Origin of the sequence: Myxococcus guangdongensis, from assembly GCF_024198255.1 — a bacterium.
Classification (GTDB): domain Bacteria; phylum Myxococcota; class Myxococcia; order Myxococcales; family Myxococcaceae; genus Myxococcus; species Myxococcus guangdongensis.
Genome location: NZ_JAJVKW010000001.1, coordinates 511,211 through 525,740, shown reverse-complemented (window position 1 = coordinate 525,740; position 14,530 = coordinate 511,211). Strand labels below are relative to the sequence as shown.

At 70.3% G+C, this 14,530-nt stretch carries 14 protein-coding genes; 4 read left to right on the top strand and 10 right to left on the bottom strand.

Annotated elements, in window-relative coordinates; translation table 11 throughout:
* Nucleotides 1–14 precede the first annotated feature (14 nt).
* Nucleotides 15–842 carry a hypothetical protein gene (locus LXT21_RS02160; protein WP_254036406.1) on the top strand — a complete coding sequence of 276 codons (828 nt, stop codon included), beginning with the start codon at nucleotides 15–17 and terminating at the stop codon, nucleotides 840–842.
* A gap of 6 nt (nucleotides 843–848) precedes the next feature.
* Here LXT21_RS02160 and LXT21_RS02155 read toward each other — a convergent pair whose 3' ends face one another.
* From LXT21_RS02155 to LXT21_RS02110, 10 genes are all read right to left on the bottom strand, one after another.
* Entirely contained in the window at nucleotides 849–2,459 is a 1,611-nt protein-coding gene (locus LXT21_RS02155; protein ID WP_254036405.1) for a Na+/H+ antiporter, read from the bottom strand.
* A gap of 104 nt (nucleotides 2,460–2,563) precedes the next feature.
* Nucleotides 2,564–3,439 (bottom strand): ATP-grasp domain-containing protein, encoded by an 876-nt coding sequence (locus LXT21_RS02150; protein ID WP_254036404.1) that lies wholly within the window; start codon nucleotides 3,437–3,439, stop codon nucleotides 2,564–2,566.
* Nucleotides 3,440–3,441: 2 nt separating this feature from the next.
* Nucleotides 3,442–3,765, bottom strand: a complete 324-nt coding sequence (locus LXT21_RS02145; protein WP_254036403.1) for a hypothetical protein — start codon at nucleotides 3,763–3,765, stop codon at nucleotides 3,442–3,444.
* A 302-nt stretch (nucleotides 3,766–4,067) separates the two neighbouring features.
* Nucleotides 4,068–5,135, bottom strand: a complete 1,068-nt coding sequence (gene argC, locus LXT21_RS02140) for an N-acetyl-gamma-glutamyl-phosphate reductase (protein ID WP_254036402.1) — start codon at nucleotides 5,133–5,135, stop codon at nucleotides 4,068–4,070.
* Nucleotides 5,132–6,193, bottom strand: coding sequence for a DUF1611 domain-containing protein (locus LXT21_RS02135; protein ID WP_141323715.1), 1,062 nt, complete (start codon nucleotides 6,191–6,193; stop codon nucleotides 5,132–5,134). The genes argC and LXT21_RS02135 overlap by 4 nt, the downstream gene beginning before the upstream one ends.
* Before the next feature lies 1 nt (nucleotide 6,194).
* Complete coding sequence (gene argG, locus LXT21_RS02130) at nucleotides 6,195–7,388, bottom strand: argininosuccinate synthase (RefSeq protein WP_254036401.1); 1,194 nt, start codon at nucleotides 7,386–7,388, stop codon at nucleotides 6,195–6,197.
* 27 nt (nucleotides 7,389–7,415) lie between these two features.
* Entirely contained in the window at nucleotides 7,416–8,765 is a 1,350-nt protein-coding gene (gene argH / locus LXT21_RS02125; RefSeq protein ID WP_254036400.1) for an argininosuccinate lyase, read from the bottom strand.
* Nucleotides 8,758–9,819, bottom strand: a complete 1,062-nt coding sequence (locus LXT21_RS02120) for a M20/M25/M40 family metallo-hydrolase (RefSeq protein ID WP_254036399.1) — start codon at nucleotides 9,817–9,819, stop codon at nucleotides 8,758–8,760. Before LXT21_RS02120 ends, argH begins: the two co-directional genes overlap by 8 nt.
* Nucleotides 9,816–10,745: an acetylglutamate kinase gene (gene argB / locus LXT21_RS02115; RefSeq protein ID WP_046715157.1), complete on the bottom strand. Its 930-nt coding sequence runs from the start codon at nucleotides 10,743–10,745 to the stop codon at nucleotides 9,816–9,818. Before argB ends, LXT21_RS02120 begins: the two co-directional genes overlap by 4 nt.
* Nucleotides 10,746–10,799: 54 nt before the next feature.
* A complete protein-coding gene (locus LXT21_RS02110; protein WP_254036398.1) occupies nucleotides 10,800–11,810 on the bottom strand; it encodes an N-acetylornithine carbamoyltransferase in 1,011 nt (336 codons plus the stop codon).
* Nucleotides 11,811–11,981: 171 nt separating this feature from the next.
* Between LXT21_RS02110 and LXT21_RS02105 the strand changes: the two genes are divergently transcribed.
* The 3 genes from LXT21_RS02105 (at nucleotide 11,982) to LXT21_RS02095 (ending at nucleotide 14,527) form a co-directional block, all read left to right on the top strand.
* A complete protein-coding gene (locus LXT21_RS02105) occupies nucleotides 11,982–12,419 on the top strand; it encodes an arginine repressor (protein WP_082165339.1) in 438 nt (145 codons plus the stop codon).
* Nucleotides 12,420–12,618: 199 nt separating this feature from the next.
* The gene (locus tag LXT21_RS02100) at nucleotides 12,619–13,176 is read left to right on the top strand and encodes a Uma2 family endonuclease (protein ID WP_254036397.1); all 558 of its coding nucleotides are present in this window, start codon (nucleotides 12,619–12,621) and stop codon (nucleotides 13,174–13,176) included.
* A gap of 100 nt (nucleotides 13,177–13,276) precedes the next feature.
* Nucleotides 13,277–14,527: a vWA domain-containing protein gene (locus LXT21_RS02095; protein WP_254036396.1), complete on the top strand. Its 1,251-nt coding sequence runs from the start codon at nucleotides 13,277–13,279 to the stop codon at nucleotides 14,525–14,527.
* Nucleotides 14,528–14,530 lie beyond the last annotated feature (3 nt).

Genomic DNA, 14,530 nt, shown 5'->3' with positions numbered 1-14,530 from the left:
GTAGGCTGCCGGGCGTGAGCCCCAAGACCAGTGCCCTCGAGCCGTTGCGCGTTCGGATCCGCCGTTTCCAGTTCATCGTGGGACTGGGTTTCATCGCGCTGGTCCTCGGCTCGACGCTGAGTGTGTCGCTGACGCTGCGGCTGAGTCAGCGGGTGCAGTCGCTGTCCTTCGCTCCGCTCAAGATCCTGGTGGCGGTGCTGCTCGAGAACCTGTGGCTGCTCGCGGTGCTGCCGACGCTCTGCTACGGCGCGGGCCGGGTGATGGAGCTGCGGCCCTGGAAGACGGCGGCGGGCGCGGCGGTGTCCGGCGCCACCTTCGTCCTCGCGCTGGGCTTCGTGCAGAGCGGCGCGGATTCGCTGTGGCTGGGGGGGCTGGGCTCGGTGCTGAACGTCGTCGCCTTCGCGGGCGGCGTGGTGCTCAGCGCCCGGGCGCTGAAGCTCGGTCGGGACGCGGCGGCGAAGCAGACGGAGAAGACGCAGGCGAAGTCCGAGTCCCGCAAGTCCGAGTACGACGAGTTCCTCCGCGCGGCGGAGCAGGGCGGCGCCCGACTGGAACAGCGCGAGGCCCAGGTGGCCTCCGCGCAGGCCGCGGCGACGCCTTCTCTCGAGAGCGCTCCAGCCGCCGAAGCCCCCTCCGTGGCGGCGCCCGTCGTCACCGAGGAGGCGGCTGCCGTGGTGCCGGCCCCGAGCGCGGTGGAGACCCTGGGCGCCTCGACGACGAGTGCCACGACGGAAGCGCCCCTCGGTGAGGCGCTCCCCGGACAGGTGATTCGCCTGCCCGAGCAGTCCCTGTCCGCCCAGGCACCGGAGGCTCCGGAGTCACCGAAGCCTCCCGTGCCCTGACGTGCTTCAGGTCCCGACGGCGCTCGTGGGCGTCGACGGTGCGGCGGGCGACGAGGTGTGGGCCTCGGCGGCGTCGGCCTGGGCGATGCGCTCGTCCAGCTCCGCGGTGAGCCTCGCGAAGGCCTCCTTGCCGATGGTCGCCGACTGGTACGCCTTGAGCAGCGACTCCTTCTCGACGATGAGCACGCGGCGGATGGCCTCCTGGTGCTCCTCCTCGTGGAAGCGCATCGACTGCTGCTTGAGCTGCGCCAGCTCCGCCTCCATCACGCGCTCCTTCTCCTGGTAGTCCTTCTCGACCTGGCTCACCACGTCGGCAGGAATCTCCCGCGCGCGACGCATCGCCTCGAGCGCGGCCATCGCGGCGTGGATGGCGCCCAGTCGGCCGCGGGCCAGCTCGTACTGCTCCTGGTACTCGTCCTTGAGGCCGGTGATGCGCAGCTTGCGCAGCAAGGGCGCCATGGTGAGGCCCTGGAACACGATGGAGAGCACCACCACGCCGAACGTCATGTTCACGAGCAGCTCGCGGTGCGTGAAGTCCGCCGGAAGACTCAGCACCAGCACCATGGAGATGGCGCCTCGCAAGCCCGCCCAGGTGAGCACCGCGCTCCAGGACCACGGCATGCGCTCCGACGTGCGCCTCAGGATGGCGGACACGCCGTACACCACCACCGCGCGGCCCGCGATGACCGCGAAGTAGGCCGCCAGAATCGGCTGCCACGACGCGAGCAGCGAGGTGAGGTTCACCTCCAGGCCGATGAGCAGGAACACCACCGAGTTGAGCGCGAAGGACCAGTACTCCCAGAAGCTCTCCACCGCGACGCGCGTGGTGGGGCTCATGCCTTCGTGCGTGGCCCAGTTGCCGCACAGCATGCCGGCCACCACCGTCGCGATGACGCCCGAGTAGTGGAAGTTCTCCGCGATGACGAACGAGCCGTACGCCGCGATGACGGTGCAGGTGATTTCCACCATCGCGTCATCCACCTTCTTGATGACCCGCGCGGCCACGTAGCCCACCGCGCTGCCCACCACCATGCCCATGCCGGCGACCTTGATGAAGTCCATCACCGCGCCGCCCACGGTGAACTGGCCGCCCATCGCCACGGCCACCACCAGCGTGAAGAGCACCACGGCGGTGCCGTCGTTCAGCAGGCTCTCGCCCTCCACCAGGATGAGCAGCCGCTTGGGCGCGCCCAGCGACTTGAACAGGCCCACCACCGCGATCGGGTCCGTGGAGACGATGACCGACGCGAACACCATCGCCGGAATCATCCCGAACCCCGTCACCACGTTCATCCCCTCCACCCAGTGCGAGAGGATGAACGCCGTCAGGCCCGCCGACGCCGCCACGCCCGGAATCGCCATGGCGTGGATGGTCAGCTTGTTCTTCCAGAACTTGCGGAACTCGAGGTGGAACGCCGCCTCGAACAAGAGGCCCGGCAGGATGATGGCGAAGAGCAGCTCCTTGGTGAGGTGCGGTGGCTCGAACAGATGCACCGCTCCCAGTGACAACCCCGCCACCACCAGGGCCACCGTGTAGGGAATCTTGAAGTACCGCGCCGCGATGGCCACCGCGGTCGCGACTGCGAAGATGAGGACGAAGGCCAATTCGAAATGCATCGTTCCTTGCCTGTTTTGACGTCAAAACTTCAAAGGAACGGACCATAACCCAGATGCCCCGCGAGGCGAGGCACCCAGGCGCAAATGGGGCGGCGGGTGCCTGTCTACCCGGTCCCCAGCAAGGGCTCGAAGAGGACGCGAGGGTCCAGGCCCGGAGGCAGGCCGGAGACACCTCCGTCGTTCACTTCGACGACGGCCCAGCCACCGTCCTGGAGCATGGCGACGTCGAGGGCGAAGAAGGGGGAGTCGATGCGACGTCCCAGGGGCTCGAAGGATGAGAAATCGGGGACCTCGACGTCGAACTCATGCTGGGGCTCGGCGGCGAGCAGGCGGCCGTGGCCGAAGAAGAGTCGGAACTCCAGGTGGGCGGGGCCGGTGGGCGTGCGGCCGTAGACCTTGAGGGGCAGGTATTTGCGGACGACGAGTCCCCGCTCGAAGCGCTCGCCGCGCTCCTCCACGAGGTTCTCGCACGTGCGCGCGAAGTCCTCGAGCGTGGCGCCCGCGGGCACGTAGCAGGCCTCCTCCCAGCGCTCCTTCGCGGACTTCACGTGGTCCTTGAGGATCCACGGCGGAGGGCCGAGCACGCGGACCGCTTCACTCCAGGCCTCGCGGGCCTCGGTGCCCTCGGTCCAGATGGAGCGCGCGGTGTAGCGCGCGAGCCGCGGGTACCAGTGGGGCAGGTACATCGCGGCGGCGTACTGCGTGGGCGTGGTGGTGAGCCGGTGGCCGCGCTCGGAGAGGGCCTCGTCGAGCGCGGTGTACTCCTCCTCGGTGAGCATCCACCCCCGGTAGAGCAGGCGCAGGGGGCCTTGGCGCGGCATGGCCTCGAGTGCCAGCTCCGCGTTGCCGTTGAGCAGGGCGGCCAGGTCCACCTGATACGTGTCGAACCCCAGGGCCTCGGCGGCCTCTGCCTCCACGTCGAAGGTGTCGTGCTGGGAGGGATTGCGACCGAAGAGCAGGGCGCGTGCGGTGCGAGCCATGGCTAGTTCCCTCCCTGGCGCTTCGAGTCGTCCTCCGAGGTCGCGGCCTCGAGGTCGATGCTGGCCAGCAGCCCCTCGGGAATCCGTCCGCCGAAGAGGATGTCCAGCGCGTGGCGCGGCGTGGGGGACTCGAGCGGGCCATCGCAGCGAATGCAGGCGAGGGCCCCGCCGATGCAGCGCTCGCACCAGAAGCGTCTGCAAGAGGGGCAGTGTCGGTAGCGGGTGGCGAAGTGCTCCGGCTGGGCCGCGGCCACGGGATTTCCCGCGGGGTCCACCGAGAGCGAGATGACGCGAGGACAGCCTCCAGCACATTCAGCGATGGGCATGCGCGGCCTTTCGTCGAGAGCAGGGAGCGAGAGCGCAACCCGGACGCGGGCACACGGAGGGCCTGACGCGCTGGCGGAGGATTCTCACGCTCGAGCGCGCGCACGGCTCAGACGAAAAGTGGGGGCTTCCACATACCCGACCGTGTGGAACGGTGACTCCTGACAGCGGCCCGCGGCGATGCCTGGGTCCCTCGTCTACACGAGGGCTCTCTTGGGCCTGGCGTGCATGCGCCCCGCGGGCACGGAGTCGTGAGGCCACCGCGCCCGCCGCCGAAGGGACTCGGGGGCGGGCGCGGGCTTCGTCACGGGTAACAGGCCGCCTGGCGCAGGCCGGTGTCCTCGGGCAGGCCCAGGGACACGTTGAAGTTCTGCACGGCCTGGCCGGCCATGCCCTTCACCAGGTTGTCCAGCGCGGCCATGACGGCCACCGAGCGGCCCTTCGTCGCGACGGAGATGTCGCAGAAGTTGCTGCCGGTGACGGCGGCGATGCGCGGGGTGCCCTCGACGATGCGCACGAACTTCGAGCCTTCGTAGTAGCGCCGGAACTTGTCCGTCAGCGACTGCGTCACCACCGCGCCGCCATGCTCGGGCCACTCGAACTGCACGGTGGCGAAGATGCCGCGCACCATGGGGGCCGAGTGCGGCACGAAGGCCAACCGGTGGCGCTGCGCGCCGTGGGCCACCAGCATGACCTCCACCTCCGCCTCGTGCTGGTGCTCGAGCGGCTTGTACGCGCGGAAGTCGTGCGCGCGGGTGGGGTGGTGCGTGCCCTCGCCCGGCAGCGAGCCGGAGCCGGACGAGCCCGTCACGCCCGAGACGGCCAGCAGGCCCAGGCCCGGCGTGGACGCGATGGGCAAGAGCGCCAGCTGCACCGCGGTGGCGAAGCAGCCCGGGTTCGCGATGCGCTTGGCGCCCTTGAGCTCCTCGCGCTTCCACTCGGTGAGGCCATACGTGAAGGTGCCCAGCAGGTCCGGCGCGGGGTGCGGCTTGCCGTAGGCGCCCGCGTAGCGGCCCGGGTGGTCCAGGCGGAAGTCCGAGGACAGGTCCACCAGGAGCACGCGCTCGGCGAGGCCGGCCTCGGCCCACTTCTTCTCCAGGCCGAGGAACTGGGTGGCCAGCTCCCCGTGGCCCAGCGCGCTGAAGACGACGGGCTGCTGCGAGTCGGCCAGCCAGCGCCAGTCCGGCTCCGCCTCGAACTTCGCGTCCACCAGCCCGCGCAGGTGCGGGTGCACCTTGTGGATGGGCTCGCCCGCGTGGTGCCGGGACACCGCGCGGATGCCCGCCACCGCCGGGTGGCCGGAGAGAATCCGCAAGAGCTCGCCGCCGCCGAAGCCGGAGGCGCCCAGGATGTAGATATGTGCCCGCGTCATGACTTCCTCCCCACGCCCAGCTTGGGCGTGAGCTTCTCCAGGATGAGACCACCCAGCGCCGCCGCGTCCGCGCGGGCGTTGCGCGCCGGAACCCCGACGACCTGCTCCACGAAGCGCACGCCCACCGCGTTGTCCGTCGCCGGCCCCGCCAGCACGTCCACCTCGATGCCGTACGTCTCCTTTAGGTGCCGCACTCCGCCGGCCGCGCCCACCGGGTCGTTCGCGCACATCACCCACGCGCCCGCCAGGCCCTTGAGCTCCGGGTCCGCCAGAATCGCCTGGACGCCGTACTCACCCATGATGCCGTCGCCCGTCTCCGCGACGATGACGTCCACGTCCGCCGACGCCAGCTCGCTGAACAGCACCCGCGCCACCCGCGCCGCCGTGCGAGGCCCCGTGCAGACGATGCCCGCGTCCGTGAAGTCCATCACCACGTCCGCGCCGGAGTCCTGCATGCTCAGCGTGTCGCGCATCAGCGACACCCCCGTGAGCTTCGCGCCGCCCACGCGGTAGCCCGCCTGCGCGAGCTTGCGCACCATCGCGCTCGCCGCGTACGTCTTGCCCGCGTTCATGCACGTGCCCACCACGTAGACCACGGGGCACTTCACCATCGTCCCCGTGCCCTTGAGCGCGCCCGAGGAGATGTGCGCCGGCTGCCCGTTGCGCGACAACAGCTCCGGGAACTCGAGCACCTGTCCGAGCACCTCCGCCTCGAAGGGCATGCCCACGCCGGGGTTGTGCGAGGTGCACTTGCCGATGACGCCGCCCATGTTCAGCACGTGCAGCCGCTGGCCCACGGTGACGGACTCCGGCACCACGCCCTCGTAGCCGTGCAGCGCGTTGCGGTGCCCCAGGGCGCCCACCATGATGTCGCCCGCGTGCAGCGTCACCAGCCGGCCGTGGCAGTCCTCCAGCTGGTTGTAGACGCTCTTCTCGCCGTGGATGCGCACGGCCACGACGGCGCCCTCCTCGGCCTTCACCTCGGGCGCCAGGTGCACGGTGCGGCCCAGCCCCAGGTTGCGGGTGACGCTACCGACCTTGTCGACGAAGACCTTCATGTCAGCCTCCCTTCGCCTTGTGCGAGAGCATCTGCGCCACGCCGTACAGCTTGGCGAAGCCAGCGGCCTCCGAGCCCGTCCACAACACGTTCGCCTCTCCGTACGTCGCCACCTTCGCGTCCATCAGCGAGTACGGCGAGCGCACGCCCTCCACCACCAGCGTGCGCGGGTGCAGCACCAGCCGCACCTCGCCCGTCACCCGCTCCTGCGAGGACGTGAGGAACGCCTCCAGGTCCTTCACGAGCGGGTCGAAGAAGTGACCCTCGTGGAGCAGTGAGCCGTACAGGTTGCCCACCGTCTCCTTCCAGAAGAGCTGCTTGCCCGACAGCACCAGCTTCTCCAGCTCGCGGTGCGAGGTGATGAGCAGGTGCGCCGCGGGCGCCTCGAAGCCCACGCGGCCCTTGATGCCCAGGATGGTGTCACCCAGGTGCACGCCGCGGCCGATGCCGTACTGACGGCCCAGCACGTTGAGCGCCTCGACCAGCTCCACCGGGCCCAGCGCCTTGCCGTCCAGCGACGAGGGCACGCCCTTGTCGAAGCCCACCGTCAGCGGGCGGGGCTTCAGGTCGGTGGGAATCTCGCCGGAGGGGAACGCCGCCTCGGGCAGCGCGCTCCACGAGTTGAGCGTCTCGCTGCCGCCCACGGACGTGCCCCACATGCCCTCGTTGACCGAGTACGAGCCCAGCTTCGGCGGCATGTGGATGCCGCGCTCGGCCAGGAACGACAGCTCCTGCTGACGGCTCAGGCCCAGCGTGCGGATGGGGGTGAGCAGCTCGAGGTCTCCCGCCAGCGAGCGGAACGCCACGTCGAAGCGCACCTGGTCATTGCCGGCGCCGGTGCTGCCGTGCGCGAGCGACTGCACGCCCTTCTCGCGCGCCACGCGCACCACCTCCACGGCCTGGCAGGCGCGCTCGGCGGAGACGCTCAGGGGGTAGAGCTGGCCGCGCAGCACGTTGCCGGCGATGAGGTAGCGCAGGTAGCCCTCGAAGAGGGTGCCGCGCGCGTCCACCTTGATGTGCTCCACGGCGCCCAGCTTCGCCGACAGGGCCGCGATGTTCGCCAGCTGCTCGGGCGGGAAGCCGCCCGTGTCCACCGTGACGGTGGTCACGTCGTAGCCCTGCTCGCGCAGGTACACCGTGCAGAAAGCGGTATCGAGTCCGCCGGAGAAGGCCAGCACCACGTTCTTCTTGCTCATGTCATCACTCCTCGCGGGGAATCGTCGTCACACATCCCAGACGCGCTCGGCCGCCGTGGCCAGGGCGCGGTGGGTGTCGTCGAGCCAGGCGCGCTGGGCGCCCAGCTCCTCTCGGGCCTGGGCCAGTCCCAGGTTGCCGGCGCCACCCAGGTGGGTGGCCGTCAAGGCCTCGCGGTCCGGATGGAACGTGCCGTCCGCCAGCTCCCGGCCCACCTGCCGGTACGCGTCGCGGAAGGCCTGTCCACCGGCCACCAGCGTGTACGCATGGTGGGCCGCATAGAGCGTGTCGTCACAGGCGGCCAGCGCCGCGTCCGCCTTGACCTGGAGCACCGGCACCAGCCGGGACAGCACATCCAAGAGCGAGCGGCTGGAGGACAGCGCCGCCAGGGTGGGGCGCTTGAGCAGCTGGAAGTCACGGTGGTAGCTGGACGGCAGTCCGCTCGCCACGGCCTCCACCTGGTGCAGCAGGCCCCGCAGCTCGCGGCACCGTCCGCGCGCCAGCTCCACCACGTCCGGGTTCTTCTTCTGCGGCATGATGGACGAGCCGGTGGTGAAGGCGTCCGGGAGGCCCAGGAAGCCGAACTCGTCCGTGCTGTAGAGCTGCACGTCCCACAGCCACTTCTCCAGCGTGCCCGCCACGCTGCAGGCCCATGTCAGCACCGCGGTCTCGTGGCGACCGCGGCCGTTCTGCGCATCGATGGGACTTCTCTGCACGCGACTGAAACCGAGCAGCGACGCGACGTATTCACGGTCGATGGGCAGCGGCACGCCGAAGCCCGCGGCCGCGCCGAGCGGACACCGGTCCAACCGGCCCCACACGCCGCGCAGCGCCTCCAGCTCCTCGAGCAGCCCTTCCGCGAAGGCCATGGCCCACATGCCGAAGGTGGAGGGCATGGCGCGGCGCAGGTGCGTGTAGCCCGGCAGGGCGACGTGCTGATGCGTCTGGGCGAAGTCGAGGAAGGTCTCGGCGAGCTTCACCGCGCCCGCGCCGAGCGCGAGCACCTCCTCGCGCAGGAACAGGCGCACCGCGAGCAGCACCTGGTCGTTGCGCGAGCGCGCCAGGTGGATGCGCTTGCCCGGCTCGCCCACGCGCTCCACGAGCGCCGCCTCCAGCGCGGTGTGGCCGTCCTCCTGCTCGGGGCGGATGGTGAACTGGCCCGCGCGGGCCTCGTCGTGCAGCGTCTTGAGCGCGCGCACGAGCGCGCGGGACTCCTCGGCCTTCAGGAGCCCCACCTTGCCCAGCATGCGCGCGTGCGCGGCGCTGCCCAGCGCGTCGTGCGGCGCGAGCGACAGGTCGACGACCGGGTCGTCGCCCACGGTGAAACGATGGATGACCGCGTCGAGCGCGGCGCCCTTGCCCCACAGGGTTTCAGCCACGGGCCACCTCCTCGAAGTAGCCGCGCAGAAGGCGCGTGTAGAAGGCGGCGCCGGCTTCCAGCTCCGCCCGGGTGATGTACTCGTCCGCCAGGTGGCTTCGCAGCGTGTCGCCCGGGCCCACCTTCACCGCGGGCAGTTCGCCCAGGAAGGCCCAGTCCGACGTGGTGCTGGAGCCCACCGGTGCCTCGCCCGACGCCGCGATCGCCGCGCGGACGATGGGCTGATGGTCCGCCGTCGCCTTCGGCAGGTAGCGCGCCGAGTGCACCTTCACCTCGCTCTGGAGCGCCTCGCCCAGCTCCTTCGCCACCTGCGCGTGGTCCATGCTCGGCGTGGTGCGCAGGTCCACGAAGAACTCGCACGCGTCGGGCACCTGGTTGCGCGCCAGGCCCCCGGAGATCTGCGTCACCTGCGCCCGCGCCTCACCCAGCAGCGGATGCGACGGGAAGCGCAGCTCCGCGAGCTTGGAGATGTCCCCGGCCGCCATGTGGATGGCGTTGACCGCCTGCGCCTTGTGCGCGTGCGCCACGTGCGCGCTCTTGCCGTGCGCGGTGCAGCGCAGGAGCAGCATGCCTCGCTGCGCGGTGCAGGGCTTGAGGCTGGTCGGCTCGCCCACCACCGCGGCGTCGAGCGGCCCCAGCTCGGGCAGGAGCGTGCCCAGGCCCTGGCCTCCGGTCTCCTCTTCGGCGGTGAAGGCGAAGACGACTTCGGCGCCCTGGGGCGCGCCTTCGGCGAGCAGGGTGCGGGCCGCGACGAGCATCCCCGTCACGCACCCCTTGGCGTCGTTGCTGCCCAGGCCGTACAGGCGGTCCTCGCGCCACTCGGGCGCGTGGGGCGCGTACGTCCACCCGGCACACGGCTTGACCGTGTCCAGGTGCGAGTTGACGAGCAGGCGTCGGGGGCCGCTGCCCACGGAGAACCACACGTTGTGGCCCTTGCGCTGGACGCGCGCACCCCAGCCCTCCGCCCACCCGGACACCGTGTCCGCGATGAGACGCTCGTCACCCGACACGCTGGGGATGGCCACCAGCGCCTGGAGCAGCTCCGCCGGCTTCATCCCGCGTTCCCGGCGGCCGTCTTGGGCGCCTTCTCGCGGACGACCATGGTGCCGCTGCCCTCGTTGGTGAAGACCTCCTCGAGCAGCGCGTTGGGCGCGACGCCGCTGACCAGGTGCACGCTGCCCACCCCGCCCACGAGCGCGTGGCGGATGGCGTGCGCCTTGGGCCGCATGCCGCCGGAGATGGCGCCCGTGTTCTCCATGGTCGCCAGGTCCGTCAGGTTCGCCAGCGTCACCAGCGACGTCGGGTCGTTCAGGTCCTTGAGCAGGCCCGGCACCTGGACCAGGAAGAAGAGCTTCTCCGCCGACAGGGCCACCGACAGCGCCGCCGCCACGGTGTCCGCGTTGGTGTTGTACACGGCGCCGTCCACGCCGCCGGAGAGGGGCGCGATGACGGGCACGTAGTCGGCCGAGCGCAGGTGCTCGACGACGCGCGTGTCCACCGCCTCGATGTCGCCCACCAGCCCGTAGTCCACCAGCCGGCCCTCGGTGGCGCCCGGCTCCGTCACCATGACGGGGGGACGCTTGCGCGCCTTGATGAGGCCCGCGTCCACGCCGCTCAGGCCCACCGCGGGCACGCCCGCCGCCTGCAGGTCCGCGAGCAGGTCCGTGTGCAGCTTGCCGGCGAGCACCATCTTCGCCGCGTCCAGCACGGGCGCGGACGTGACGCGGCGGCCCGCCACCTTCTCCACCGGCAGGTGGAGGGCGTCACACAGCGTGTCCAGCTCCGGACCGCCGCCGTGCACGACGACGGGGCGGATGGAGAAGGTCCACAAGAGGGCGATCTGCTCGCACGCGGAGCGGCGCAGGCGCGGGTCGCTCAGCATGGCGCCGCCGAGCTTCACGACGAACGTCTTGCGACGGAACTGCTGCACATAGCGCGCGGCGTTGCGAAGCGCGGAGTACGGGTCGGGCGACAGGGGCACGGGAGACCTCGAAAGGAAGAAGGGTGACGGGCGCGCCTGGAAGGGCGCCTCGGTTCAGAGGGACTGCGAGCGCATCCAGTGCAGGAGGGCGCGCTGGACGTGGTAGCGGTTGCCCGCCTCGTCCACCACGCGGCTGCTGGGGTGGTCCAGGACCTCGTCGGCGACCTCCACGTTGCGACGCACGGGGAGGCAGTGCAGGAAGGCGGCGTCCTTGGCGGCGCGCGACATGGTGCGCAGCGTGGGCATCCATCCGGAGTACGACGCGAGCAGCGCCGTGACGTCGTTGGGCGAGAAGGCCGCCGCGGCCGTCGGGCCCCAGGACTTGGCGTAGACGGCGCGGCTGCCGGCGAGCGCCTCGTCCTGCTCGTGGGTGTAGGTGATGCTGCCGCCGGTGGCCTTGGCGTACGCCTCCGCCTCCGCGCGCACGGCCGGGTGCAGCTCGAAGCCGGGTGGGTGGGCCACGCGCACCTCGCAGCCGGCCGCGGCCGCGCTGAGCAGGAACGAGTTGGGCACCGCCTTGGGCAGGGGCTTGATGTGGGGCGCCCACGTCAGCGTCACCGGCAGCTTCTGGGTGGAGCCGAACGTCTCGCGCAGGGTGAGCACGTCCGCCAGGCCCTGGCAGGGGTGCTCGCGCGCGGACTCCATGCTGACCACGGGGACGGTGGCCCACTTGCGGAAGGCGTTGATGATGGGGTCGACCTCGTCCTCCTCGTCACCGCCGCCCTGCGAGAAGGTGCGCACGCCCAGCATGTCCACGAAGCGCGACAGGACGGGCGCGGCCTCCTTGAGGTGCTCGGCGCGGTCCAGGTTCATCACCGCGCCCTCGCGGTGCTCGAGCTTCCACACGCCCGCGCCCACGTCCAGGATGATGGCGTTGCCGCCACCGCGCAGCATCACCGCCTCGAACGAGGTGCGCGTGCGCAAGGACGGGTTGAAGAACACCATGCCCAGGATGCTCCCCGGGAAGAGCGCGCCGGGGGCCTTCTTCTTCCAAGCCTCCGCCTGCGAGAGGACGGCCTCCACACCCGCGGGGCCGAGATCCTTGATGTGGGTGACGTGCTTCATGGGCCTGTGCGCTCCCCGGCCTGGACCGGTGCATAGGTGGATGAGTATGCACCTTCATGCGTGCATTTCCGCGAATGGGGCGCGGATATTATGCAGAAGGACGCGGCGCGCAAGAGTATTGTTCCCGCAATCTTCCATGCGGGTTCCTTGCATGGAAATTCACGTGCATGCATGGTGGAAGGAATGAACCTGGACGACGAAATCCTTCGGCTCATCTCGGAGCGGGAGATCAGCGATCAGGCCGTCTTGCAGGAGCTGCTGGAGGCGGAGGGGCAGGCGCCGAGCCAGTCCACGCTGTCGCGGCGGCTCAAGAAGCTGGGCGTGCAGAAGGTGGGCGGGCGCTATCAACGCGCGTCCCTGACGGAGCCGGTGGCGACGCCGGAGCGTCCGCGCGTGAGCATCGTCGAGGCGCCGCCGAACCTGCTCGTGGTGAAGACGAGCCCCGGCTACGCGCCGGTGCTGGCGCTGGCGTTGGACCGCGAGCCGGAGGTGCCGGGGCTCGCCGGCACGGTGGCGGGTGACGACACCATCTTCGTCGCGGTGACGGACCCGTCCCGCCTGCGAGAGGTCCGCTCCGTGGTGGAGCGCTTGATGCTGCGCAGCGCCTGAGACGCGAGGGAATGGCGGATGCAGGGTTCTTCGCGCGGGAGGCTGGCCCGGCGCGAGGCTTGCGCTCGAGTCCTGGGCGATGCAACCTTGGAAGGAGGTTTCTCTAGGGACGACCCAACACGTCAGACCCCCGTGCTACTTCGTGAGCATGACCATGGAATCGGGGTTGGGCGTCGGGGCTTATCGGAGTGAGGGCAACGTGGAGAAGAAACCGGCCACCTATGCGGACCTGGAGGCGCTCCCCGACACGGTCATCGGGGAGCTCATCGATGGCGTGCTGTATGCCAGTCCCAGGCCGGCGCTGCGGCATTCGTTGGCGACGTCGCGTCTGAACGGTGAGTTGAGCGCTCCCTATGGCAAGGGCAGGGGAGGCCCCGGTGGCTGGCTCATCCTGTTCGAGCCGGAGCTCCATCTGTCTGGCGGCAACGTCCTCGTCCCGGACCTCGTAGGGTGGCGGCGCGAGCGGATGCCGGGGATTCCAGACGGGGTCGGCTGCACCATCGTCCCGGACTGGGTCTGCGAGGTGCTTTCTCCATCGACCGCACGGCTGGACCGCTTCGCCAAGCAGCCCGTCTATGGGCGTGAGGGTGTGAAGCACCTGTGGCTCATCGATCCGAAGGTCCGGACGCTGGAGGTCTGGCGGCTGGTGGGGCAGGGGTACCAGAAAATCGCCCAGCACGAGGGGCTGGCCAAGGTGCGCGCGGAGCCGTTCGAGGCGCTCGAACTGGAGCTGGGTTTCCTCTGGGACGCGGGGTAGCGCGGCACGCGGTTACAGGGCGGTTACACCTTTTACGAGGGCTCACTCGTTACTGTCCCAAGCGTGCTCACCAGGGCACCGCGGTACGAAAGGACACACGATGAAACCGGCCCTCAAGCTCCCCATCATCCTCGGCTCGGCCGCGGCGCTCGCGGTCTCCGCGCTCCTGTTGGGCAAGCCTTCTCCCGGCGATACCCCCGCCTCCGTCGTCGTGGCGCCTCCCGTCGCTCCGCCCGCGCCCGTGGCGGTGATTCCGTCCCCGCCGGTGGCGCCGACCGTGACTCCGGTCGTGGACTCGAAGACGGCGCCGGTCATCCAGATTGCGCTCCTGCTCGACACGAGCGGCAGCATGGATGGGCTCTTGGACCAGGCGCGCACGCAGCTGTGGAACATCGTGAACCGCTTCGCGAAGGCGAAGCGCGGCGGCGCGGCCCCCCGGTTGGAGCTGGCCCTCTACACGTACGGCGACACCACTCCGGGCTCCAGCGCGAATGAGATCCGCCAGGTGACGGCCTTCACCTCGGACCTGGACGCCCTCTCCGAGCGGCTGTTCGCCCTGCGGACCTCCGGCGGCTCGGAGCACGGTGGCGAGGTCATCCAGGAGGCCACCCAGAAGCTCGAGTGGAGCGCCAAGGAGGACTCGATGCGGCTCATCTTCGTCGCTGGCAACGAGACCTTCATCCAGGGCCCGGTCGACTACCGCGAGGCGGTGGCCGCCGCGCGCAAGAAGGGCATCACGGTGAACACCATCCACTGCGGTGACTACGAGCAGGGCATCGCGGACCACTGGAAGGACGCGGCCACGCGCGCCGACGGCAGCTACATGAACATCGACCAGAACCTGAAGGTCGTCGAGCTCGCCGCTCCGCAGGATGAAGAGATTGCCCGTCTGGGCGCCGAGCTGAACAACACCTACGTGGTGTACGGCGGTGCGGAGGCCAAGGAGAGCCAGCAGCGTCAGGCCACGCAGGACAAGCTCTCGCGCGGGGTGTCGCTGTCGAACATGGCCTCGCGGGCGATGGCGAAGAGCTCCGGGAACTACTCCAACGAGAGCTGGGACCTGGTGGACGCGGTGAAGAAGAACAAGGTGGACCTGGGCGCCGTCGCCGCCGAGGAGTTGCCCGAGCCCATGCGCAACCTGGACGCCGAGGGTCGCAAGGCGTGGCTCACGGCCCGGGAGAAGGAGCGCGAGGCGTTGCAGCAGCGCATCCAGCAGCTCGGCAAGGAGCGCCAGCAGTTCCTGGCGGAGGCGCGCAAGACGCAGGCGACGGAGGGCGACGACACGCTGGACGGCGTCATCGGCCAGGTGGTGCAGCGCGAGGCGAGCAAGCGGAGCTTCACCCTGGAGTAGGAT

Excerpts from the sequence above, each read along its gene's own strand:
- LXT21_RS02155 (WP_254036405.1), bottom strand. The coding sequence starts at position 2,459 with ATGCATTTCGAATTGGCCTTCGTCCTCATCTTCGCAGTCGCGACCGCG.
- LXT21_RS02150 (WP_254036404.1), bottom strand. The coding sequence starts at position 3,439 with ATGGCTCGCACCGCACGCGCCCTGCTCTTCGGTCGCAATCCCTCCCAG.
- LXT21_RS02145 (WP_254036403.1), bottom strand. The coding sequence starts at position 3,765 with ATGCCCATCGCTGAATGTGCTGGAGGCTGTCCTCGCGTCATCTCGCTC.
- argC (WP_254036402.1), bottom strand. The coding sequence starts at position 5,135 with ATGACGCGGGCACATATCTACATCCTGGGCGCCTCCGGCTTCGGCGGC.
- LXT21_RS02135 (WP_141323715.1), bottom strand. The coding sequence starts at position 6,193 with ATGAAGGTCTTCGTCGACAAGGTCGGTAGCGTCACCCGCAACCTGGGG.
- argG (WP_254036401.1), bottom strand. The coding sequence starts at position 7,388 with ATGAGCAAGAAGAACGTGGTGCTGGCCTTCTCCGGCGGACTCGATACC.
- LXT21_RS02120 (WP_254036399.1), bottom strand. The coding sequence starts at position 9,819 with ATGAAGCCGGCGGAGCTGCTCCAGGCGCTGGTGGCCATCCCCAGCGTG.
- LXT21_RS02110 (WP_254036398.1), bottom strand. The coding sequence starts at position 11,810 with ATGAAGCACGTCACCCACATCAAGGATCTCGGCCCCGCGGGTGTGGAG.
- LXT21_RS02105 (WP_082165339.1), top strand. The coding sequence starts at position 11,982 with ATGGTGGAAGGAATGAACCTGGACGACGAAATCCTTCGGCTCATCTCG.
- LXT21_RS02095 (WP_254036396.1), top strand. The coding sequence starts at position 13,277 with ATGAAACCGGCCCTCAAGCTCCCCATCATCCTCGGCTCGGCCGCGGCG.